19 protein-coding genes are annotated in these 22,625 nt (G+C 69.8%); 9 read left to right on the top strand and 10 right to left on the bottom strand.

The window, feature by feature from the left end:
- Positions 1 to 29: 29 nt before the first annotated feature.
- Positions 30 to 383, bottom strand: a complete 354-nt coding sequence (locus ACIOEW_RS16675) for an STAS domain-containing protein (protein ID WP_003967428.1) — start codon at positions 381 to 383, stop codon at positions 30 to 32.
- Positions 384 to 488: 105 nt separating this feature from the next.
- Here ACIOEW_RS16675 and ACIOEW_RS16670 point away from each other — a divergent pair, with 105 nt between their 5' ends.
- Positions 489 to 3,140: a DEAD/DEAH box helicase gene (locus ACIOEW_RS16670; protein WP_401964468.1), complete on the top strand. Its 2,652-nt coding sequence runs from the start codon at positions 489 to 491 to the stop codon at positions 3,138 to 3,140.
- On the opposite strand, the gene ACIOEW_RS16665 is transcribed toward ACIOEW_RS16670, so the two are convergent.
- The 7 genes from ACIOEW_RS16665 to ssd all read right to left on the bottom strand — a co-directional run bounded on the left by ACIOEW_RS16665 (position 3,073) and on the right by ssd (position 8,180).
- Positions 3,073 to 3,570, bottom strand: coding sequence for an Rv3654c family TadE-like protein (locus ACIOEW_RS16665; RefSeq protein ID WP_401964399.1), 498 nt, complete (start codon positions 3,568 to 3,570; stop codon positions 3,073 to 3,075). The genes ACIOEW_RS16670 and ACIOEW_RS16665 overlap by 68 nt on opposite strands.
- The gene (locus ACIOEW_RS16660) at positions 3,567 to 4,013 is read right to left on the bottom strand and encodes a TadE family type IV pilus minor pilin (protein ID WP_401964398.1); all 447 of its coding nucleotides are present in this window, start codon (positions 4,011 to 4,013) and stop codon (positions 3,567 to 3,569) included. The genes ACIOEW_RS16665 and ACIOEW_RS16660 overlap by 4 nt, the downstream gene beginning before the upstream one ends.
- A complete protein-coding gene (locus tag ACIOEW_RS16655) occupies positions 4,000 to 4,197 on the bottom strand; it encodes a DUF4244 domain-containing protein (RefSeq protein WP_401964397.1) in 198 nt (65 codons plus the stop codon). Before ACIOEW_RS16655 ends, ACIOEW_RS16660 begins: the two co-directional genes overlap by 14 nt.
- A 65-nt stretch (positions 4,198 to 4,262) precedes the next feature.
- On the bottom strand, positions 4,263 to 5,099 hold the full coding sequence (locus ACIOEW_RS16650; RefSeq protein ID WP_401964396.1) for a type II secretion system F family protein: 837 nt from the start codon (positions 5,097 to 5,099) through the stop codon (positions 4,263 to 4,265).
- Positions 5,096 to 5,941, bottom strand: coding sequence for a type II secretion system F family protein (locus ACIOEW_RS16645; RefSeq protein WP_362554276.1), 846 nt, complete (start codon positions 5,939 to 5,941; stop codon positions 5,096 to 5,098). The genes ACIOEW_RS16650 and ACIOEW_RS16645 overlap by 4 nt, the downstream gene beginning before the upstream one ends.
- Positions 5,942 to 5,970: 29 nt before the next feature.
- Positions 5,971 to 7,119, bottom strand: a complete 1,149-nt coding sequence (locus ACIOEW_RS16640; RefSeq protein ID WP_362554149.1) for a TadA family conjugal transfer-associated ATPase — start codon at positions 7,117 to 7,119, stop codon at positions 5,971 to 5,973.
- Positions 7,119 to 8,180: a septum site-determining protein Ssd gene (gene ssd / locus ACIOEW_RS16635; protein ID WP_401964467.1), complete on the bottom strand. Its 1,062-nt coding sequence runs from the start codon at positions 8,178 to 8,180 to the stop codon at positions 7,119 to 7,121. The genes ACIOEW_RS16640 and ssd overlap by 1 nt, the downstream gene beginning before the upstream one ends.
- Positions 8,181 to 8,748: 568 nt before the next feature.
- Between ssd and ACIOEW_RS16630 the strand changes: the two genes are divergently transcribed.
- Positions 8,749 to 9,588: an HAD-IB family hydrolase gene (locus ACIOEW_RS16630; RefSeq protein ID WP_362554146.1), complete on the top strand. Its 840-nt coding sequence runs from the start codon at positions 8,749 to 8,751 to the stop codon at positions 9,586 to 9,588.
- Between the two features lie 528 nt (positions 9,589 to 10,116).
- Here ACIOEW_RS16630 and ACIOEW_RS16625 read toward each other — a convergent pair.
- Positions 10,117 to 10,941 (bottom strand): oxidoreductase, encoded by an 825-nt coding sequence (locus ACIOEW_RS16625; protein WP_401964395.1) that lies wholly within the window; start codon positions 10,939 to 10,941, stop codon positions 10,117 to 10,119.
- Between the two features lie 102 nt (positions 10,942 to 11,043).
- Between ACIOEW_RS16625 and ACIOEW_RS16620 the strand changes: the two genes are divergently transcribed.
- Positions 11,044 to 12,039: an ATP-binding protein gene (locus ACIOEW_RS16620; RefSeq protein WP_401964394.1), complete on the top strand. Its 996-nt coding sequence runs from the start codon at positions 11,044 to 11,046 to the stop codon at positions 12,037 to 12,039.
- Between the two features lie 145 nt (positions 12,040 to 12,184).
- On the opposite strand, the gene ACIOEW_RS16615 is transcribed toward ACIOEW_RS16620, so the two are convergent.
- Positions 12,185 to 13,522, bottom strand: coding sequence for a hypothetical protein (locus ACIOEW_RS16615; protein ID WP_401964393.1), 1,338 nt, complete (start codon positions 13,520 to 13,522; stop codon positions 12,185 to 12,187).
- A 282-nt stretch (positions 13,523 to 13,804) separates the two neighbouring features.
- Between ACIOEW_RS16615 and ACIOEW_RS16610 the strand changes: the two genes are divergently transcribed.
- The 6 genes from ACIOEW_RS16610 to ACIOEW_RS16585 all read left to right on the top strand — a co-directional run bounded on the left by ACIOEW_RS16610 (position 13,805) and on the right by ACIOEW_RS16585 (position 22,583).
- Positions 13,805 to 16,711: a SulP family inorganic anion transporter gene (locus ACIOEW_RS16610; protein WP_401964392.1), complete on the top strand. Its 2,907-nt coding sequence runs from the start codon at positions 13,805 to 13,807 to the stop codon at positions 16,709 to 16,711.
- 244 nt (positions 16,712 to 16,955) lie between these two features.
- Positions 16,956 to 18,953, top strand: coding sequence for an acetate--CoA ligase (acs, locus tag ACIOEW_RS16605; protein WP_401964391.1), 1,998 nt, complete (start codon positions 16,956 to 16,958; stop codon positions 18,951 to 18,953).
- A gap of 274 nt (positions 18,954 to 19,227) precedes the next feature.
- The gene (gene nhaA, locus ACIOEW_RS16600) at positions 19,228 to 20,634 is read left to right on the top strand and encodes a Na+/H+ antiporter NhaA (RefSeq protein WP_362554129.1); all 1,407 of its coding nucleotides are present in this window, start codon (positions 19,228 to 19,230) and stop codon (positions 20,632 to 20,634) included.
- 39 nt (positions 20,635 to 20,673) lie between these two features.
- Entirely contained in the window at positions 20,674 to 21,204 is a 531-nt protein-coding gene (locus ACIOEW_RS16595) for a phage holin family protein (RefSeq protein ID WP_362554126.1), read from the top strand.
- Positions 21,201 to 22,274 (top strand): alpha/beta fold hydrolase, encoded by a 1,074-nt coding sequence (locus ACIOEW_RS16590; RefSeq protein WP_401964390.1) that lies wholly within the window; start codon positions 21,201 to 21,203, stop codon positions 22,272 to 22,274. Before ACIOEW_RS16595 ends, ACIOEW_RS16590 begins: the two co-directional genes overlap by 4 nt.
- A 105-nt stretch (positions 22,275 to 22,379) precedes the next feature.
- Positions 22,380 to 22,583, top strand: coding sequence for a hypothetical protein (locus tag ACIOEW_RS16585; RefSeq protein ID WP_328894842.1), 204 nt, complete (start codon positions 22,380 to 22,382; stop codon positions 22,581 to 22,583).
- Positions 22,584 to 22,625: the final 42 nt, after the last annotated feature.

Raw genomic sequence — 22,625 nt, 5'->3', positions numbered from 1 at the left:
CCAGGGCCGGCCCGACCGCGGGCGGAACGTCAGTCGGTTGCCGCCACGGCCTCATCGACCGTGGTGTGGATCGGGAACACCTTGGTCAGACCGGTGATCCGGAAAATTTTGAGAATGCGCTCCTGGTTGCACACCAGTCGCAACGAGCCCTCATGGGCCCGAACACGCTTCAAACCGCCCACGAGCACGCCGAGGCCGGTGGAGTCGAGGAAGTCGACACCTTCCATGTCGACAACCAAGTGGTAGCTGCCGTCATTCACCAACTCGACCAACTGCTCGCGCAGCTTGGGCGCGGTATACACATCAATCTCGCCACCGACCTCGACGACCGTACGGTCGCCACCAGGGCCGGACACATTGCGAGTCGACAAGGACAGGTCCACGGATCCTCCAGCACCTTGCTATCGAGCGGTCGCCCCTCGGTCTCCCCGGCGGAGCCAGGGGACGGATCGCCAGCCGCGATGGCATTCAATCACTTACGGGCAGCCATGCACGACGCCTTGGGACCATTGTCCGTCTCGCCAGTGACACACTCGGTGCCGATGGCCAAGAATCACCGCCCCAGTCGACCGCCCGAGAGCGGGGGTTCCCGCCCCTCTCCCGACGTGGTCCTCGACCGGCTCGCCGCAGGGGCGGGCCGGTCCGCGCGCATCACTCATACGGAGCACTTGCCCCCGCGTACGGGAACCCATGCCATCTGGCCCGATCGCATCCGTCCGGAAGTGATCGCCGCCATCCAGAAGGCCGGTATCGATCACCCCTGGACCCATCAGGCCGCCGCGGCTGAGCACGCGCTGGACGGCGAGTCGGTCGTGATCGCCACCGGCACGGCGTCCGGCAAGTCACTGGCCTACCTCGCCCCGGTCCTCAGCGCCCTCCTGGACGGCTCCGAAGCCCCTAACGGCCGTGGGGCGACTGCCCTCTACCTCGCCCCCACCAAGGCCCTGGCCGCCGACCAACGGCGCTCGGTGAAGGAACTCGCGGCCCCGCTGGGCAAGGGGATCCGGCCCGCTGTCTACGACGGCGACACCCCGGTCGAAGAACGCGAATGGGTACGCCAGTACGCCAACTACGTCCTCACCAATCCCGACATGCTGCACCGCGGGATACTCCCGTCCCACCCCCGCTGGTCCTCCTTCCTGCGCGCCCTGCGCTATGTCGTCATCGACGAGTGCCACACCTACCGAGGCGTTTTCGGCTCGCATGTCGCCCAGGTGGTGCGTCGGCTACGCCGCCTGTGCACCCGCTACGGCGCCGATCCGGTCTTCCTCCTCGCCTCCGCAACTTCTGCGGAGCCCTCCGTCGCGGCCGGCCGCCTCACCGGCCTTCCGGTCACGGAGGTCGCCGACGACGCCTCCCCGCGCGGCGAGCTGGTCTTCGCCCTGTGGGAGCCGCCACTGACCGAGCTGTCCGGCGAGAAGGGCGCCCCGGTGCGCCGTACCGCCACGGCCGAGACCGCCGACCTGCTCACCGATCTGACCGTGCAGGGTGTGCGTTCCGTCGCGTTCGTACGCTCACGGCGCGGCGCCGAGCTCATTTCCGTCATCGCCAAGGAACGCCTCGCCGAGATCGACCGCTCCCTGCCCTCCCGGGTCGCCGCCTACCGCGGGGGCTACCTCCCCGAGGAACGCCGCGCCCTGGAACGCGCGCTGCACTCCGGCAGCCTGCTCGGTCTGGCCGCCACGACCGCCCTCGAACTCGGCATCGACGTGTCCGGCCTCGACGCCGTCGTCATCGCGGGATACCCCGGCACCAGGGCTTCGCTGTGGCAACAGGCGGGCCGCGCGGGGCGGGCCGGCCAGGGCGCCCTCGCCATCCTGGTGGCTCGCGACGACCCGCTGGACACCTTCCTCGTCCACCATCCCGAAGCGCTGTTCCAGCAGCCTGTGGAGTCGACCGTCCTCGACCCGGACAACCCTTACGTCCTGGCTCCCCACCTGTGCGCCGCCGCCGCGGAGCTGCCGCTCACCACATCCGACCTGGAACTCTTCGGCCCCGCCGTGGCCGAGCTGCTGCCTCAATTGGAAGCCGCGAAGCTGCTCCGCAAACGGACCTCGGGCTGGCACTGGACCCGGCGGGAGCGGGCCGCCGACCTCACCGACATCCGGGGCGAAGGCGGCCGCCCCGTCCAGATCGTCGAGGAGGGCACCGGCAGGCTGCTGGGCACCGTCGACGAGTCCGCCGCGCACACCGCCGTCCACGAGGGCGCCGTCCACCTCCACCAGGGCCGCACCTATCTGGTCCGGAAGCTGGACCTGGAGGACTCGGTCGCGCTGGTCGAGGAGGCCGGCCCGCCGTACTCGACGACCGCACGCGACACCACGGCCATCACCGTCCTGGAGACCGATACCGAGATCCCCTGGGGGGACGGACGGCTCTGCTACGGCTCCGTCGAGGTGACCAACCAGGTTGTTTCCTTCCTCCGTCGCAAACTGATCACCGGCGAGGTACTCGGCGAGACGAAGCTGGACCTTCCGCCCCGCACCCTGCGCACCCGCGCCGTGTGGTGGACGGTCACCCAGGACCAGCTCGACTCGGCACGGATCAACCCGGAGATCCTGGGCGGCGCGTTGCACGCCGCCGAGCACGCCTCCATCGGGATGCTGCCCCTCTTCGCCACCTGCGACCGCTGGGACATCGGCGGAGTGTCCGTGCCACTGCATCCGGACACTCTGCTGCCGACCGTCTTCGTGTACGACGGCCACCCGGGCGGCGCCGGTTTCGCCGAACGCGCCTTCCACACCGCCCACGACTGGCTGACCGCCACACGCCTTGCGATCGCGTCCTGCGAGTGCGAGGCGGGCTGCCCGTCCTGCATCCAGTCCCCCAAGTGCGGCAACGGCAACGAGCCTCTGCACAAACGAGGCGCCGTCCGCCTGCTCACGGAACTCCTCCGCTCCGCCCCGCCCGGCCCGGACGAGACCGACGGGGCCCACGGGACCCACGGGACCGACGAGACCCACAAGGCCAACAGGGCCGACGAGACGGGCAGGGCCCACGGGACCAGCAGGGCCGACTACGCGGAGGAGGCAGGTCCTGCGGGGCAATCCGGCACTACGGAGCAGTCCGGCCCTACGGAGCAGTCCGGCTCCGAAGTGAAGTCAGAGCCTCTGAAGGAACCCGGTTCCCCGGAGGCCTGAGCGTCCGGGCGGGCGCCGCAGTCGGCGGGCCCGCCCGTGACCTGACCTCGGACGTGTACGGCCCCCCACGGACCCGGGCTGTCACATCGGCGATCTCCCCTTGGACGGTGCACCGCACCACCTCAGCCCCCTGCGCCGCCGCCACCGCCCTGGCCGACCGGCAAGCGGCAGCGGCTCCCTCCAGAGCCCGGTCGGCCGCAGCCAGCGCGGCCAGGTCGGCCGCGCCCCCGGCCCTGTGCCGGACCACGACCACCTGTCCGAGAGCCAGGATCACCGCGAAGACCACGCAGAGCGTCGCCGTGGTCACCGCAGCCCACACGGTCGCCAGCCCTTGATCCCGGCGCTGCCCGGACGCACGCAGCCGCCCCGGCCACCGGACCGGCCACCGGACCGGCCACAGGACCGGCCATCGAGGGCCGGGCCGCGTCATGGCGCGGCCCCCACCGTGTCCTCGGCCGCCGCAGCGGCCTCCGAGCTCAGCGTCATGGCCAGCGGCCCGGGACCGGGCGCCGGAGCTGCCACGCTGACCCGCCACAGCTCCCCGGCCCGCTCCACCTCGACCCGGGCCCGGTCGGGGGCCGCCGAAAGGGCGGCCTCCCTCACCTGCGCCTCCGGTTCGGATCGGGCTGCCGCCCGCGCGCCGGAACGAGCCGCGTCCACACACCGGATCTGGGCCGAGGCGGCCATCAGCGCCCACAACAGGGCCAGCGCGAAAATCACCAGCACCGGGATCGCCATAGCCGCCTCCGCCGTCACCGCCCCGCGGTCACCGCACCGCCCCGCCGGCCCGGCCGCCTCCCGGGCGCGTCGCTCCCACTCGGCTCCTTCTCCGGAGCACTCCGGCACTCCGGCTCCCTGATCAGAATTTCGCATCGAGTGCGTCCTTCAGCAGCGATTGCAACTGCGCCATGACCGGCGGGCTGGTGACCACCTTGTAGAGCACCGCGGCAAACGCACAGGCCGCGATCGTTCCGACCGCGTATTCGGACGTGGTCATTCCGGTATCTGCCCGCGCCTTGCGTGCCGCGGCTCGCATCCAACGCGTGATTTTCCGCATCACTTCAAACCCCCGTTAATTTACGCTTCTGTGATGAATCGTCTTTATTTGCGCTTTCCTGGCCATCAAGGCTGTAGCAGTCCTCCTGCCAGCCCGATCACCACGGGCGCCACGCCCACGGTGAGGAAGGCAGGAAGGAAGCAGAGCCCGACAGGTGCGGTGATCAACACGGCGGCCCGCTGGGCCCGCGCCACCGCCGCGCTCGCGCGCTCGGCTCTCATCGCCTCGGCCAGCCTGGTTACCGCCTCCGCCGCAGGAGCGCCGGTCGACCCGGCCCGATCCAGACAGCGCGCCAGAGCGGCAGCACCCGGTATCTCTCCGAACCTCCCCCAGGCCACCGCGGGATCGCCGCCCAGCCGGATCTCCGCCGCCGTACGCGCCAGTTGCTCACCGACCGGTCCGCCCAGCGACTCACCGACCGCCTCGGCCGCCTCGCGCGGACCGGCCCCTGCAGAGATGCACGCCGCCAGCAGATCGGCCGCCAGTGGAAGCCCGCGCAGGGACTCCGCCGCGCTCGCCGCCTTCTCGGCAGCGGCTCGGGGTGCCTGTCCGAGCCGCGCACGCTGCCACCTCCACATGCCGCAGGCCGCCGCCAGTCCGATCACCCACCCCGCGGGGCCACCCACCAGAAACCAACCCGCCAGAACGGCACTCAGCGCCGCCGACCACTGCTTGGCGCCGGCAACGAAGCCCGGCCACCGCACGAGGCCAGGGCGCATGCCGACCCGCCGACCAACGGACACCGGAGCGACGGAAGCCACCGCGAGGAGTGTCAGACCTCGCCGCCGCACCCGCTGCGCTGTCCGGCGTCGCGCCAGGACCAGAGCCGGCTGGAAGCACACACCCAGCACCAACCCCAACACCCCCATCCTGTGGACAACTTCAGCGGCCAGGGCGCTCATGCGACTTCTCCCTTACGGACGATCCGGGTGGCCCAGACCAGCCCCACCGCTTCCAGCGATGCGCCCATCACCAGACAGACCAGCCCAGCGGGACTGTGCAGCAACACCCCCAGCGGGTCAGCCCCGAGCGCCGCTCCCAGCCCCAGGCCCAGCACCGGCAACAGCGCCAGCACCGTGACCGTCGACCAGGCACCGGCCAGTTGAGCCCGCAGCTCCTCCCGCCGACGCCGCTCGGCTCGTAACGCGCCCTCCAGCCGATCCAGACCGGCCGCGAGACCTGCACCGCCATCTGCTGCCACCCGCCAGCAGGCGGCCACTCCTGCGAGCCCCTCCAGGCCCGGCTCGCACGCCGCCTGCCCCAGCGCCCGTGGAACATCGCCCCCGAACCGCGCCGCAGCCGACACCCCAGGCCCTGCCGCACCCAGCACACCCGTGCCGTGGACCGCGACAAGCAGTGCCTGCCCCGGCTCACGCCCGGCCCTCAGCTCACCCACCACGGCGCCGCACAGGTCCACCACGGCCTCGGCCCGGCGCTCCCATTCCTTGCGCGATTCCCTTCTCCGCAGCCACCGCCGCACCACGGGAACAGCAGCCACTCCCCCGATCACCGGCAGCACGGAGTCGCCAAGGACTGCCAGGACCAGTGCCACCGGCAGACACAGCCACTCCCGCCGCCCCCTCAGATACCGGCAAAGCCGGCTCCAGCCGGTCTCCCACCTCTCCCGAAGGGGCTCCGGCCTCACTCCCTCGCCGAACAGCACCCGCACTCTCCGACGCACTCGACTTCGCTCAGCCGCCCCCAGCCCGGCAGCCGCCCCCGCGCACAGCGCGGCCGCGTGCACCGCTTCCGGAACCCACGACGGCGCGACGCTCACCGCTCACCCCCGATGAGCGCCCGCAGCCGCTCCCAGCCCCGCTCACGCTCGAATCCGGACGCTCCCCAGCGCAGCGCAGGCACGGTCACCACCAGCCCCGCTCCATCGCGTTCCAGCACATGGACCTCGGAGATCCGTCGCTGCCCGGCCCGGTCCCGTACGAGATGGACCACAACCGACAACGCCGCCGCCAGCTGGCTGTGAAGAGCCGTCCGGTCCAGACCCGCGGCGGTCCCAAGCGCCTCCAGCCGGGCCGGAACGTGCTCGGCGGCGTTGGCGTGGACTGTTCCGCAGCCGCCCTCGTGACCCGTGTTCAAGGCCGCCAGCAATTCGGTGACCTCGGCGCCTCGGACCTCTCCGACCACCAGCCTGTCGGGGCGCATGCGAAGGGCCTGCCGCACCAGATCCCGGAGGGTCACCCGCCCGGCACCCTCCTGATTCGCAGGGCGCGATTCGAGGCGCACCACGTGCGGATGGTCCGGCCGGAGCTCGGCCGAATCCTCGGCGAGCACGATCCGCTCCCGCTCCCCCACCACACCGAGCATGCTGGACAGGAGTGTCGTCTTTCCCGCTCCCGTTCCGCCGCTGATGAGGTAGGAGACCCGGGCCTCCACCAATGCCCGCAGGAGCCGGTCGCCGCCCGGCGGCACCGTCCCAGCAGCGACCAACTCCCGCAGCGAGAAGGCCTTCGGCCGGACCACCCGGAGCGACAGGCATGTCGATCCGACCGAGACCGGCGGCAACACGGCATGCATCCGGGTCCCGTCCGGAAGGCGGGCGTCCACCCAGGGCCTGGCATCGTCCAGACGCCGCCCCGCAACGGCCGCCAGCCGCTGCGCCAGCCTGCGGACCGCCGCCGCGTCGGCGAAGGCCACCGAGGTGAGTTCGAGCCCGCGGCCCCGGTCCACCCATACCCGATCGGGCGCGGACACCAGTACATCGGTGACGGCCGGATCGGCGAGCAGCGGCTCCAGCACGCCAGTTCCGATCAGCTCGCCACGCAACTCGTCGGCCGCACCCAGCACTTCGACGTCGCCGAGCAAGCGCCCCTGGGCCCTCAGTGCTGCCGCCACCCCCGCCGGGGTGGGCGCCGCACCGCTCTGCGCCAGTCGCTGCCGCACCGCATCGAGCAACGCCTCGGTCATCACGCACCGCCCCTGGCGGCCGGGCCCCCGGCCGCCTCGCCCGCAAGGGCCCGGTCCCAGAAGGCCGAACAGAACCTGGCCAACGGCCCGCGGGGACTTCCGCCGGGCGGCTCTCCCATGTCCTGCTCGGCCAGCAGCCCTGGCTCCAAGGGGAGTTCACCGGCGAGCGGGAGGCCCATGGCGTGCGCCACCCATTGCTCGTCGAGCCCGGATGCGTACGGTCCGCGCGCCACCACGCGGAGGTCCTCCAACACCATCCCGGCCATCGATGCCACCCGTTTCGCCGCGGCGACGGCCCGCAGCTCTCCGGGCACCACCAAGAGCCCGAGATCCAGCTGCGCCAGAGCTTCGGCCACCGCCTCGTCGATCCGGCGCGGCAGATCGACCACCACCACCCCGCCGAGCCTGCGCGCAGCGCCGAGAACCGCCTGCATGGCCTGAGGCGGGATGACCACCCAGTCGTCACGGCCCCAGCTGAGGACCCGCAGCCCGTGCAGAGCGGGCAGCGACTCCTCCAGCGCTCCGCCTCCGACCCGCCCCTTGGAATGGGCGAAATCAGGCCACCTCATCCCCTCGGCCCGCTCTCCACCGAGCAGCACGTCAATCCCGCCGCCCAACGGATCGCCGTCGATCAGCATGGTCCGCTGTCCGGACCTCGCCGCCGTCACCGCCAGCGCACAGGCCAGGGTGGACGCGCCGGAACCGCCCCGGCCGCCGATCACCCCGACGGTCAGCGCAGGCCTGCCGACCCCCTCGGCAGCGTTGGCGATCTGGCCGACCAGCCAGTTCTCCGAGTCGGGCAGCCGCAGCACATACTCGGCCCCGATCTCCACCGCCCGGCGCCACACGTCGGGGGCATCCTGGTCACGCCCCACGAGCATCACGCCGCGCCTGCGCGCCGCCCCGCGGCACCGCGCCGCCGCGTCGTCCCCCACCAGGACCATGGGCGCCTGCTCCCATCCCCCTCTGCGGTCGGGCAGCGTGTGATGGACCTCGGGCTCCGCTCCGGCGGCTGCGCACAGCCTCAGCAGATCGTCGAGCAGTTCCACATCCTCGGTCACGATCAGCGGTCCGCCCCGCCGCGCCTCGGCAGCCGGCAGACGATCCCGTGCACTGGATTCAGCCACGATCTCCACCCCCTTCTTCACTCACCTTCACCGCGGTTCGCGGCGTTCTCGACGCGTTCCGAGAACGGTGATTCCGGAACCCGTGGACTTCACGGGTGGAATCACGGTGCAGCGCTTCGGGAAATCGTGTGGATCTTGCTCAAGAACTGTGGACAACTCCACCGTTGTGAATAAGTCCGTCGCTCGCACCGGTGACTTCCGAGAGCAGCCCTTCAGTCACGCACCGTAACGGTGCATGCTGGTGTGAGCCCGAGCGCAGATGCAGGCCACCACGGCCGAAAAGGAGGAGAGATGCTTGATTCCGAGCGGCAGAACCGCATCCGGACATGCGACGACCCCCGCCGGGGGGGAGAGCGGGGGTCGTCCCCACGGCCGACTCGGGGGGGGGGAGGAGTCGGACCGGGTTAGCACGGTCGCGAACGATCCGTGACTTCCATGGTGTACCCGAGGGCCTTCTCAGGCAAACCCACGCGCCGGAGTTTACGCCGAATGGTGGGCCCCTATGCTCTGCCTTGTGGAAAACCGCTTCTTGCCGCGCACAGCCGCCTTCTTTGACCTGGACAAGACGGTCATTGCGAAGTCATCGACGCTGACCTTCAGCAAGTCCTTCTACCAAGGCGGACTGATCAACCGCCGCGCCGTACTGCGCACTGCGTACGCGCAGTTCGTGTTCCTTGCCGGGGGCGCAGATCACGACCAGATGGAGCGGATGCGTGAATATCTCTCATCGCTCTGCAAGGGCTGGAACGTGCAGCAGGTGAAGGAAATTGTCGCCGAGACCCTGCACGATCTGATCGACCCGATCATCTACGACGAGGCCGCGACACTCATCGAGGAGCATCACACCGCCGGCCGCGATGTGGTGATCGTGTCGACCTCGGGCGCCGAAGTCGTGGAACCGATCGGTGAGCTGCTGGGCGCCGACCGCGTCGTCGCCACTCGAATGGTCGTCGGCGATGACGGATGCTTCACCGGAGAGGTGGAGTACTACGCGTACGGACCGACGAAGGCCGAGGCCATCAGGGCCCTCGCCGTGTCCGAGGGCTACGACCTCACCCGCTGCTACGCATACAGCGACTCAGCCACCGATGTACCGATGCTCGAATCCGTCGGCCATCCGCACGCGGTCAATCCGGACCGCGCACTGCGACGTGAGGCGACTCTGCGGGAATGGCCGATTCTCGTCTTCGACCGTCCGGTCCGGCTCAAACAACGCCTGCCCGCGCTCTCGATGCCGCCACGGCCGGCACTCATGGCCGCTGCGGCGGTGGGCGCCGCGGCCCTCACAGCCGGACTCGTCTGGTACACCGCCCGCCGTCGCGCCACCACGGCGTCGGCGTGACTCGGCTCTGCGCAAGAAGCCGTCGCATTCGCCGCCCTGCGCAGAGCCACCCCGGCCCGCGTCGGACGCCCACTCACCGGCGCCGAGCACGCCCCGAACGCCCCACATCCCGCCCGTTCCCGTTTGAACCGACTCGTCCGTAATTGAACCTAAAAGTAAAGAAGTCCGGCCAGCACTTCCGCTGACCCGGCCTCTGGAGTACAAAGGACTCAACGGCCCGCGAGACCAAGGACATCCGAGAGGATGACCTGTAACGCAGAGAAGGCCCCACGGACCGCGCATGAATGCCGGGCACCCACGCGACGTCGACCCGTCGATTACGGGCCAGCCGCACCAGGAACGGGCAAAGTACCCGACCTGATGGGCATATATCGAGGACGCTTGGTAACTGGGCGGACATGCCAGCGGCGGTACCGAGGACGGTACCGCCGCAACCCTTTGCCGTCCGACCCCAAGCGACGGACCAATCGGCCAAGCGGCCGAAGCCGACGGGCACCATCAGCAGACCGGCTCGCGGCGAGCCGCCCGCTACGCGGCTCCGCGCTGAAGCGCCTCACACACCGCCGTCGACTCCCTGACGCCCAGCTCCGCCGCCCGCCCGCAGTGCGCGATCCAGGCGGCCACACCCTCCGGCGTCCCCGACAGATATCCGTCGAAGGCTGCCACGTAGGCGGCCCGCCCCTGTTCGGCATGGCCGACCTCGGCCGGGCAGATCGACTTGGGGTCGAGCCCGCTCCCGATCAGCACGATCCGTTCAGCGGTCCGCGCCACCAGGCCGTTGTACGAGCCGAAGGGGCGCAGAGCCAGCAGCTCGCCGTGCACGATGGCAGCCGTCACCAGAGCGGGAGCCGCACTCCCCGAAAGAATGAGCCCACTGAGCCCCTCGAGTCGCCCCGCGACCTCTTCGGCGTCCGGCAGGGGCGCCTCGATCAGCGGCTCGTCCACCGGCTCACCCGCCAGCCGGGGCCGTCCGACCGCATCCTCGGGCGCCGCGCCTCCGGCCGCCACCAGGTGAAGCCGCGCGAGAACTCGCAGGGGCGACTGCCGCCAGATGGAGAGAAGTTGGCCCGCTTCGGCCGTCAACCGCAGTGCGGCTCCGATCACGTGCGCCTCACCGTCACCGCTGAAGTCGGTACGGCGGCGCACTTCCTCAAGATTCCAGTCGGCACCGGAGAGGGCAGCCGACCCGCGGGCGCCCCGCAGGGCCGCCTCGGCGGTCACCTCGTTACTGCGGCGCCGCATGACGCGGTGGCCGTAGACCCGGTCGACGGCCTTGCGTACGGAGTCCACCGCATCGGGCACACCTGGCAGGGCGCCGAGGGCGGCGAGAGGGTCCGAGGAAGTCGTACTCATAAGTAGCGAGGCTACGCGCCCCTTGCACGCCCACCGGTCCGGAGTGGCATTCTTCACGAACTTCGACAGCAGAACGCAATCATGCGACTACCCTAGGTGAACATGAAGATCGCTTTCGTAGGGAAGGGCGGCAGCGGCAAGACCACGCTGTCCTCGCTCTTCATCCGCCACCTTGCCGCCAATGAAGCTCACGTCGTCGCGGTGGACGCCGACATCAACCAGCATCTCGGGGCCGCACTCGGCCTCGACGAGAAGGACGCTGCGGCCCTGCCCGCCATGGGGGCGCAGCTGCCACTGATCAAGGAGTATCTGCGGGGCAGTAACCCCCGCATCGCCTCGGCCGAGACGATGATCAAGACGACGCCGCCGGGAGAGGGCTCTCGACTGCTCCGGGTGTGCGAGGACAACCCCGTCTACGACGCCTGCGCCCGCACGGTCGGGCTCGACGACGGGGACATCCGGCTGATGGTCACGGGGCCTTTCACCGAATCGGACCTGGGGGTGGCCTGCTACCACTCGAAGGTCGGCGCGGTCGAGCTCTGCCTCAACCACCTGGTCGACGGCCCCGAGGAGTACGTCGTCGTCGACATGACCGCCGGTTCGGACTCGTTCGCCTCGGGGATGTTCACCCGTTTCGACATGACGTTCCTCGTCGCCGAGCCCACCCGCAAGGGCGTCTCGGTCTATCGGCAGTACAAGGAGTACGCACAGGACTTCGGCGTTGCGCTGAAGGTTGTCGGCAACAAGGTGCAGGGAGAGGACGACCTCGAGTTCCTGCGCGCCGAGGTCGGCGACGATCTACTGGTCGCCATCGGGCACTCCGACTGGGTGCGAGCCATGGAGAAGGGACGCCCCGCCCGCTTCGAGCTGTTGGAGGCGGACAACCGGATGGCGCTGCAAGCCCTTCAGAACGCCGCCGAGGACTCGTACGGACAGCGGGACCGGGAGCGCTACACCCGACAGATGGTGCACTTCCATCTGAAGAACGCGGAGAGCTGGGGGAACGAGAAGACGGGGGCCGACCTGGCCGCCCAGGTCGACCCCGCCTTCGTACTCGACGAGCGATACGCGCGGGCCGAGGCCGCCCAACCCGCCTGAGCCACCACCAGGGCCTGTCCTGCCCCGATCCGCCGGACGGGGCAGGCCCTGAGCGTCGCCCGCTCCGGAATGAACCGAGAGGACGCCGTCCCGGGCCGGCCCGACAGTCGCCGTCCCGGGCCGGCCCGACGGCCTAGCGCTCGGCCTAGCGGTCGGCGTTGTGCCCTGCGGATCCGGCGGGCGCCTTCGCCTCGGCCTGCCCCTGATGCTGCCCCTCGTCCTCGCCCTTGCCGCGGCTCGCGGCCCCGCCGAGGAATGACGCCCAACTGGTCTTCGGCGCCTTGCCGACCTTCAGCGTGCCGAGCTTCGCGAGCGTGGCCGGGTCCTGTGCGTCCAGCCAGTCCGCAAGCTGCTTGAACGACACACAGCGCACGCCCTCCTTGGTGCATACCGTCTCGATCGTCTCCTCGATGGCGCGCATGTACGTGCCACCGTTCCAGGACTCGAAGTGGTTGCCGATGATCAGAGGGGCCCGGTTCCCGTCGTACGCACGGTCGAAGGCCTGGATGAGGCCGTCCCGCATCTGATTGCCCCAGTATTCGTGCTGGTCGGGATCGCCCTGCGTCGTACCGGACTGGTTGAACATGAAGTTGTAGTCCATCGACAGGGTTTCGAACTCTCGCCCCGGCACCGGGACGAGCTGCATCGAAAGGTCCCAGATGCCGTCCTTCTTCTTCGGCCAGACCTGGTCGTTGACTCCGCTGGAGTCGTAGCGGAAGCCCATCGACCGCGCCGCCGCGACCATGTTCTTCTGCCCCTCCAGGCAGGGCGTCCGGCCTCCGATCAGCTCCTTGTCGTAATCGAAGGGCAGCGACTTCTCGTCCTTGAGGTCCGGATCGTTCGTCTTCCAGCCCTTCACGAAGGACTTGGCCTGGCTGATCTCGCTCTTCCACTCTCCGACGGACCAGGTGCCGACTCCACCGTCCTCGCCGCAGAAATGGCCGTTGAAGTGGGTGCCGATCTCGTTCCCGTCCAGCCAGGCGCCACGGACCTGGGCAAGGGTGTCGCGGATGCCCTCGGTGTCGTTGAAGCCGATGTCGGAACTGCCCGCGTTGTGCTTGGGCGGGTCGTAGAGCTCGCGCTTCGCCTCCGGCAGCAGGTACACGCCACTGAGGAAGTACGTCATGCTCGCGTGGTACTTCTTGCCCACCTCTCGGAAGTGCGAGAAGAGCCGCTGACTGTCCTCCCCCGCGCCGTCCCAGGAGAACACCACGAACTGCGGGGGTTTCTGGCCTGCCGCCAGGCGCTGCGCGGCCGGCTGGCCCGGCTGGGAGCCCGTGAAGGCGGTCGACCCGTCACCGATGAGCCGGACCGCACTCTTGGGGGCCGCTTCGGCAGCCTTCTTCTTCGCTCCCGCGGCGCCGTTCGCGGCGCCGGGGCCGGAGTCACCCGGACCGGAACCCACACCGGCACAGCCGGCCACTCCCGCGACCAGGGCAACGGCCGTGGCGCCCAAGGCAAACCTCTTCGTGGCGGCCATCATCCGCCCACCCTCTTCCTTGCAGAACTTGCGCTGAAGTACCGACGCGGCGCGGCCAAAATGGCACGCATTGCACACAAATTCGGACGACAGGCCGCATGAAAAGCTGCTTATTCACTGGAACGGGTGCTTGAATGGCCCATTTGCCCTTAATCCTGGACACGCATCTTTACTCTCCATTACGATCTGTTTACCGAGAGTTGAGATATCCCGCCGCTGCACGCCGTGACCCACGGCCGCGTCCCCACGTTCCGCGACCGCGCTGCCCCGGAGGAGACGGGAAACATGTCTGCCTGCGTCCCCACTCGTCATGACCACTCATCCCGCAGTTCGCGCCCTCCCCGGTCCTCGGGAGTCAAGCGACCTCACAGCCCGCCACCGCCGCGCCGCGGCGGACGATTCCGCATCGCGGGCGCCGACCTGTCCGCATCGATCACTGTCTTCCTGCTCGCCGTCCCCATGTCGCTCGGCCTGGCCGTCGCCATGGACGCCCCGCTGGAGGCCGGCCTCATCTCCGCCGCAGTCGGCGGCATCGTCGCCGGACTGCTCGGCGGCACCCCTCTACAGGTCTCCGGCCCATCCGCCGGACTGACCGTGGTGACAGCCGAGTTGATCCAGATCTACGGCTGGCGCACCACCTGCGCGATCACCATCGGCGCAGGTCTGCTGCAAATCGTGCTGGGCTCACTCCGGGCCGCGCGCAGCGCGCTGGCCGTCAGTCCCGCCGTCGTCCATGGCACCCTCGCCGGCATCGGAGTGGCGATCGCCCTCGCTCAACTGCACATCGTGCTCGGCGGTTCGCCGCAGAGCTCGGCCGTCTCCAACGCATTGCATCTGCCCGCCCAGTTGGAGCGCGTGGGGCCGGCGGCACCGTTGATCGGCGGGCTCACCGTGGCGATCCTGGTGCTGTGGCCGCGGATCCCTGGACGGGCCGGACGGATCATGCGGCGCGTCCCGGCAGCCCTGGCCGCAGTGGCCATGGCAACCGCGGTGGCCGCTCTCGCGGCGCCTTCCATCGCCAGGGTCGACCTGCCGTCCTGGCGCTCACACGCACTGCCTGAAATGCCCCAGGGGCCCGCGCTCGGCCTGGCCACGGCCGTATTCACGATGATGCTGGTGGCCAGTCTGGAATCCCTGCTCGCCGCCGTCGCGGTGGACAAGCTGACTGCCGACCGGAACCGCGAACGGTCGACCGGTCCCGCCGTCGAGGGTGACAGCGATCAGCCCGGCGGACGCGCCACCGACGCCTCCGAGGCGGGCTCCGCCGCAGCCGCACCCCGGGCCAAACGCTCCGATCTCGACCGGGAGCTCCGCGCACAGGGCATCGCCAACACTGTGTCCGGCCTGCTCGGTGGGCTGGCGGTCTCAGGCGGCGCGGTGCGCAGCTCGGCGAACGTACGGGCCGGAGCGACCGGGCGCGCCTCCACCGTGCTGCACGGCGTATGGGTCCTGCTCGCCACCGGCCTGCTGGTCACCGCGCTGGAGTGGATCCCGCTGGCCGCCCTCGGCGCGCTGGTCATGGTGGTCGGCATCCAGATGGTGAACTTCGCCCACATCCGTAACGTTCACAAGCACCGGGAATTCCTGGTGTACGGCGCGACGATCACCGGTGTGCTGCTCTTCGGCGTGCTCAAAGGTGTGGCGATCGGAATCGCTGTGGCGGTGGCCGTCGCCCTCCACCGACTGACCCGCACCCGGATCACTGTTTCCGACCACGGTGGAAGGCATCTGCTGGTTGTGCGGGGGCAGTTGACGTTCCTTGCCGTACCCCGTCTCAGCAGGGCACTGGGTCAGCTGCCTCAGGACGCCGACGCGGTCGTCGAGTTGGACGGCTTCTTCATGGACCACGCGGCATACGAGCTGATCCATGACTGGAGCAATGCCCATGCCGCCCACGGCGGCCGGGTCACCTTCACCGGCAGGTCCGGAGGCAGAATCGCCGAACCCGCCTCTGCCGCGCATTCCTGCTGCCGCCCCTGGACCCCCTGGCGCAATCACCACTGCCATGACCGGCCGGAGCATGTGCCCGTCACCGGAACGGGAACGAGTGCACACGCGGAAAGCGGCACAGGCACGAGCACGGGACCGGGTACGAGCACGGGGACGGGTGCGGGTACGAGTGCGGCGGCGCCTGTAACTGCTGCTGCGGCCGTGGCCGATGCCACGCCCGTCCACCCCGCTGCCGACGCACCGGAACCGACACCCTCCGTTGCGCCGGCGAAACGGCGCGCACAGGACTCGGACGAGGCGCAGTCCAGTTCCTTCCTCACCCCCGAAGCACCCGAAGCGCCCGGCGCACCCGGCGCACCCGAAGCACTTGGAGCGCCCGGTCACACCGAGGCACATGCGCTGGGACATACGCCGGGCCACGCCCCGGTACGCACGCCGAGTCCGGCACCGGATCGCGCAGGCGATTTCGCGCCCGATCATGCGGCTGCCCGGCCGCGCCCGACCGGCAGCCAACGGCTGGTCAGCGGCCTCAGCTCGTTCCAGCGCAATACTGCTCCGCTGGTCCGTGAGGAGCTGGCGAGACTCGCCCGGGAAGGGCAGCGCCCCTCGCAGCTGTTCATCACCTGCGCGGATTCCCGGCTGGTCACGAGCATGATCACGGCGAGCGGCCCCGGTGACCTGTTCACGGTCCGCAACATCGGCAATCTCGTGCCGCCTCCCGGCTCCGAGGCAGGCGATCACTCGGTCGGCGCGGCCATCGAGTACGCCGTCGATGTGCTGGGGGTCGAGTCCATCACCATTTGCGGGCACTCCGGCTGCGGTGCGATGAACGCGTTGCTGGGCGCCAGGCCGGGCGGCCCGGAGACCTCTCTCTGGCGCTGGCTCCGGCACGGGCTCTCCAGCCTGGAGCGGATGGCCTCACGCGACCGGGCCTGGGCCCGGATCTCCGGCCGGCTGCCTGCCGATGCGGTGGAGCAGCTCTGCCTCACCAACGTCGTCCAGCAGCTCGACCATCTGCGGGCCCATCCGTCGGTGTCACGACGCGTCGCCGACGGCACTCTTCAGCTGCATGGCATGTATTTTCACGTGGCCGAGGCTCAGTCCTATCTGCTGACCGAGGGCGCGGACGCCGACAGCGGGCTCGACGAGGTGTTCGACCCGATCAGCCCTTCCCATCCGTCTGCTCCGGCAGAACCGGTCGATCCATCCCATCCGGCCGAGCTGGCGCGTACCGGCGTCTGAACCACATCTCTCCCGGGCACGTGTGACCTTGTGGCCCCGCTTCCGCACCACCTGCACCACCTGCACCACCTGCACCACCTGCACCACCTGCACCACCTGCACCACCTGCACCACCACACCACCGCACCACCGCACCACCGCATCACCCCGCCGCGGAAGCGGGATCGTGGCTCCATACACGAAGACACAGGTCTAAACCAATTCCCGGCAGACACTTGTCACCCGGCCCCCGGACTGATGAGCTATGCCCCGGGACACAACGGACACCCTGGGACTGGGAGATGTCGTGAGCAACGAAAGCTTGGCCAATCTGCTTCGTGAGGAGCGGCGGTTCGCACCGCCTGCCGATCTGGCCGCGAACGCCAACGTCACAGCGGAGGCGTACGAACAGGCCAAGGCGGACCGGCTGGGCTTCTGGGCCGAGCAGGCCCGCCGCCTGACCTGGGCCACCGAGCCGACCGAGACGCTCGACTGGAGCAATCCGCCCTTCGCGAAGTGGTTCGCGGACGGCGAGCTCAACGTCGCGTACAACTGCGTGGACCGCCACGTCGAGGCGGGCAACGGTGACCGGGTCGCCATCCACTTCGAGGGCGAGCCCGGCGACAGCCGCGCCATCACCTACGCCGAACTGAAGGACGAGGTCTCGCGCGCAGCGAACGCGCTGACCGAGCTCGGTGTCGGCAAGGGCGACCGGGTCGCCGTCTATCTGCCGATGATCCCCGAGGCCGCCGTCGCGATGCTGGCCTGCGCCCGCATCGGCGCCGCGCACTCGGTCGTCTTCGGCGGCTTCTCCGCCGACGCCATCGCCGCCCGCATCCAGGACGCCGACGCGAAGGTCGTCATCACCTCCGACGGCGGCTACCGCCGCGGCAAGCCCTCCGCGCTCAAGCCCGCGGTCGACGACGCCGTCTCCCGTATCGCGAGCGTCGAGCACGTCCTCGTCGTCCGCCGCACCGGGCAGGACACCGCGTGGACCGAGGGGCGCGACGTCTGGTGGCACGAGATCACCGCACGGCAGTCCGCTGAGCACACCCCCGAGGCGTTCGAGGCGGAGCAGCCGCTCTTCATCCTCTACACGTCGGGCACGACCGGGAAGCCCAAGGGCATCCTGCACACCTCCGGCGGCTACCTCACGCAGGCGGCGTACACGCATCACGCGGTCTTCGACCTGAAGCCCGAGACCGACGTCTACTGGTGCACCGCCGACATCGGCTGGGTCACCGGCCACTCCTACATCGTCTACGGGCCGCTGGCCAACGGTGCGACGCAGGTCATGTACGAGGGCACACCCGACACCCCGCACCAGGGGCGCTTCTGGGAGATCGTTCAGAAGTACGGCGTCACGATCCTCTACACCGCGCCGACTGCGATCCGTACGTTCATGAAGTGGGGTGACGACATCCCCGCCAAGTTCGACCTGTCGTCGCTGCGGGTCCTGGGTTCGGTCGGTGAGCCGATCAACCCCGAGGCGTGGATGTGGTACCGCAAGCACATCGGCGCCGACAAGTGCCCGATCGTGGACACCTGGTGGCAGACCGAGACGGGCGCGATGATGATCTCGCCGCTGCCCGGCGTCACGGAGACCAAGCCGGGCAGCGCCCAGCGCGGCCTGCCGGGCATCAGTGCCACCGTCGTCGACGACGAGGCACGCGAGGTACCGGACGGCGGAGGCGGCTACCTCGTCCTCACCGAGCCGTGGCCCTCCATGCTGCGCACCATCTGGCGCGACGACCAGCGTTTCCTCGACACGTACTGGTCGCGCTTCGAAGGCAAGTACTTCGCGGGCGACGGCGCCAAGAAGGACGAGGACGGCGACATCTGGCTGCTGGGCCGCGTCGACGACGTGATGCTCGTGTCCGGGCACAACATCTCGACCACCGAAGTCGAGTCCGCGCTCGTGTCGCACCCGGCAGTCGCCGAGGCAGCCGTGGTCGGCGCCGCGGACGAGACGACCGGTCAGGCCATCGTCGCGTTCGTGATCCTGCGCAGCACCGCCACCGCCTCCGACGACCTCGTCGCCGAACTCCGCAACCACGTCGGCACCACACTCGGCCCCATCGCCAAGCCGAAGCGGATCATGCCGGTCGCCGAGTTGCCCAAGACCCGCTCCGGCAAGATCATGCGCCGCCTCCTCCGCGACGTCGCCGAGAACCGCGCCCTGGGCGACGTCACCACACTCACCGACTCCTCCGTCATGGACCTCATCCAGACCCAGCTGCCCCAGTCCTCCTCCGAGGACTGAGGCTCCGGGACAAGGCCCGGGACCCGAGGGACCCGAGGGACCAAAGCCTCAGGGCCCCGGGAACAGCACACGCACCGAAGGGCATCCGGCAACGCGCCGGATGCCCTTCGGGCATTTAGGGTGACGATCACCGGTCACAGCCCCGCGCACCCCGGGTACAGTGGCAGCTGATCAATAAAACGATAAGAAATCTCCACAGGGTGTGCCGGGAAGTCTGGTCGGCGAGTGCATCAGCCATGCCATCGCTGCCGTACCGACCCGGAGGTCTCCCCCCGTGGCCACGCCCACACCCGCGCCCCCCTCCCCCCGCCGCACCTTCCTGGGACGCCTGTCGCTCCCCGAGCGCAACTACCTCACCGACGCCCTGCGTACGGAGACCGTCGGCGGAGTCATCCTCCTGGTCGCCGCCGTGACCGCCCTCATCTGGGCGAACACCTTCGGATCGAGCTACTTCACCGTCAGCGACTTCCACTTCGGGCCTGAGGCGCTCGGCCTCCATCTGTCCGTGGCGCACTGGGCGGCCGACGGACTGCTCGCGGTCTTCTTCTTCGTCGCGGGAGTGGAGCTCAAGCGCGAACTCGTCGCAGGTGAACTGCGCGACCCGAAGGCGGCCGCGCTCCCCGTCGTCGCCGCACTGTGCGGCATGGCTGTGCCTGCGGTCGTCTACACGCTGGTGAATGTGGTCGGCGACGGTTCCACCGACGGCTGGGCCGTCCCCACGGCCACCGACATCGCCTTCGCGCTCGCCGTCCTCGCCGTCATCGGCACCTCGCTGCCGGCCGCGCTCCGCGCGTTCCTGCTGACGCTCGCCGTCGTCGACGACCTCTTCGCGATCCTCATCATCGCGGTCTTCTTCACCGAGAACATCGACTTCGTCGCACTCATCTGCGCCTTCGCCGGCCTGGTCGTCTTCTACCTGCTGCTGCGGTTCGACGTCCGCGGCTGGTACGTCTACGTACCGCTCGCCCTGGTCATCTGGGGGCTCATGTACAACAGCGGCATCCACGCCACCATCGCCGGTGTCGCCATGGGCCTGATGCTGCGCTGCACCCGCCGCGAGGGCGAGGACCACTCCCCCGGCGAACGCATCGAGCACCTGGTCCGTCCGCTGTCGGCCGGTTTCGCCGTGCCGTTGTTCGCGCTCTTCGCCGCCGGCGTCTCCCTCTCCGGCGGCGCGCTGGCCGGAGTGTTCACCCGGCCCGAAACGCTCGGTGTCGTCCTGGGGCTCGTCGCCGGCAAGACGATCGGCATCTTCGGCGGTACGTGGCTGGCCACCCGGTTCACCAAGGCGGAGCTGAACAAGGACCTGGCCTGGGCCGATGTCTTCGCGGTCGCCTCGCTCGCCGGCATCGGTTTCACCGTCTCGCTGCTGATCGGGGAACTCGCCTTCACCGGCGACGCCGACATGATCAACGAGATCAAGGCGTCGGTTCTCATCGGTTCCCTGATTGCCGCCGTACTCTCCGGTGTACTGCTCAAACTGCGGGTACGCAGATACCGGGCGCTGTTCGACGCCGAGGAACTCGACGAGGACGCGTCCGGGGTTCCGGACGTCTACGAGCAGGACGATCCGGAGTACCACCTGCGGATGGCCGCGCTCTACGAGAAGAAGGCGGCCGAGCACCGCCGCCTTGCCCAACTGGCGGGGGCAGCGAGCAGCAAGCCGGACAGTCCGGCATGATCTGACATCGGATGTGTTGAACAGGAGAGGGAGTCAGGGATGAGCGACCCCGGCAATTACGCGGGCAGCGCCGACCGCAGTCTCGGGCAGCTGGTCGCCTCGGCGACGGCCGAACTGTCGGCGCTGGTGCACGACGAGATTGCCCTGGCCAAGGCCGAGGTGCGACAGGACGTCAAGCGCGGCGTCATCGGCAGCGTGGCGTTCATCGTCACGGGCGTGCTGATTCTGTTCGCGATCCCGGTGCTGAGCTTCGCGGCCGCGTACGGAATCCACAACCTGGGGCTGGGGCTCGCCTGGTCGTTCCTGATCGTGGGTGGTGCGTTCATCCTGCTGGGGATCCTGCTCGCGCTGTTCGGCTACGCCAAGTTCAAGAAGGTCAAGCCGCCGGAGAAGTCCATCGCCTCGGCCAAGCAGACCGCCGCCGTCCTGCAGGGTGTCAAGCCGCACCCGCGGGCGAGCATCGGCGCCGACGCCATCCTGCCGGCGGGCGGCAGCACACTTGCGGACAAGGCCATCGAGAACCGTCCGGTCCAGGACAAGGCGGCAGCTGTGGCACGCTCATCCACATGACGGTCCCCGATTCCAGCGCATTCCGCCCTGTGGGCCCGGAAGACCGGGCAGGCCACGAGAAGCCGGCCGGTCCGGCGGGCCCCGCCCCTGCCCCCGGTGGTCCGGTGGGCCCCGCCCCTGCCCCCGGTGGTCCGGTGGGCCCCGCTGCCGCGGCCGGAGGCCCCGTCCGCATCGACGGCCCCTGGACCCACCGGGACGTCGCGGCCAACGGCGCCCGCTTCCACATCGCCGAAATGGGGGAAGGGCCACTGGTCCTCCTCCTGCACGGCTTTCCGCAGTTCTGGTGGACCTGGCGCCACCAGCTCCCGGCACTCGCCGAGGCGGGCTTCAGGGCCGTGGCGATGGACCTGCGCGGGGTGGGCGGCAGCGACCGGACGCCACGCGGTTACGACCCCGCCAACCTGGCGCTCGACATCACCGGCGTCATCCGCTCGCTCGGCGAGCCCGACGCCGCACTGGTCGGCCACGACATGGGCGGCTACCTGGCCTGGACGGCCGCGGTGATGCGTCCGAAGCTGGTGCGGCGGCTGGTCGTCTCCTCGATGCCGCATCCGCGCCGGTGGCGCTCCTCGATGCTCTCCGACTTCGCCCAGTCGCGCGCGGGCTCGTACATCTGGGGTTTCCAGCGGCCCTGGGTGCCGGAGCGTCAGCTTGTCGCGGACGACGCGGCGTTGGTCGGGCGGCTGATCCATGAGTGGGCGGGGCCGGGGACGGCGGAGTTCCCCGACGACGCGGCGCTGGACGTCTACCGGCATGCCATGTCCATCCCGTCGACGGCGCACTGCTCGATCGAGCCCTACCGCTGGATGGTGCGTTCGCTGGCGCGCCCGGACGGCATCCAGTTCAACCGGCGCATGAAGCGGCCGGTGCGGGTGCCGACCCTGCATCTGCACGGATCACTCGATCCGGCGGTACGCACCCGGAGTTCGGCGGGGTCCGGCGAATACGTCGAGGCGCCGTACCGTTGGCGACTTTTCGACGGTCTGGGGCACTTCCCTCACGAGGAGGATCCGGCCGGGTTCTCGGCCGAACTCATCAGCTGGCTCAAGGATTCCGAGCCCGACCGCTAGCCGACGCGCACACACGTCCGACGAACAGCCACTTGCCTGCCGCATAGGCCAATTGGCTGGCGAATGGGCGGTTACCGACCATGTGTCACGGGCAGACGTCGAGGTATGGGCTGGACGCACGACTTCGGTGACGCAGCACGCAATCGTCGCTCGACCGCCACGGCGGCTCCGGGCACTCATGAGGGGGGCGGCCCCCAGGGCCGGGTGCACGCTATGCATGTTCTGCATGATCCCCGGCTCGGCATTCCGCGCATCCTCCGCCGCCGGGCCCGCTGGGTCTCGGCGCGGCTGCGCCACCCGCGCGGATGACCAACAGTCCCGCCACCTCGCAGGCGGGACCTTCAACCCACG

This window comes from Streptomyces sp. NPDC087901, assembly GCF_044742205.1.
Taxonomy (GTDB): Bacteria; Actinomycetota; Actinomycetes; order Streptomycetales; family Streptomycetaceae; genus Streptomyces.
Note: the sequence above shows the minus strand (reverse complement) of the source record. Positions and strands in the feature narration are given on the sequence as shown.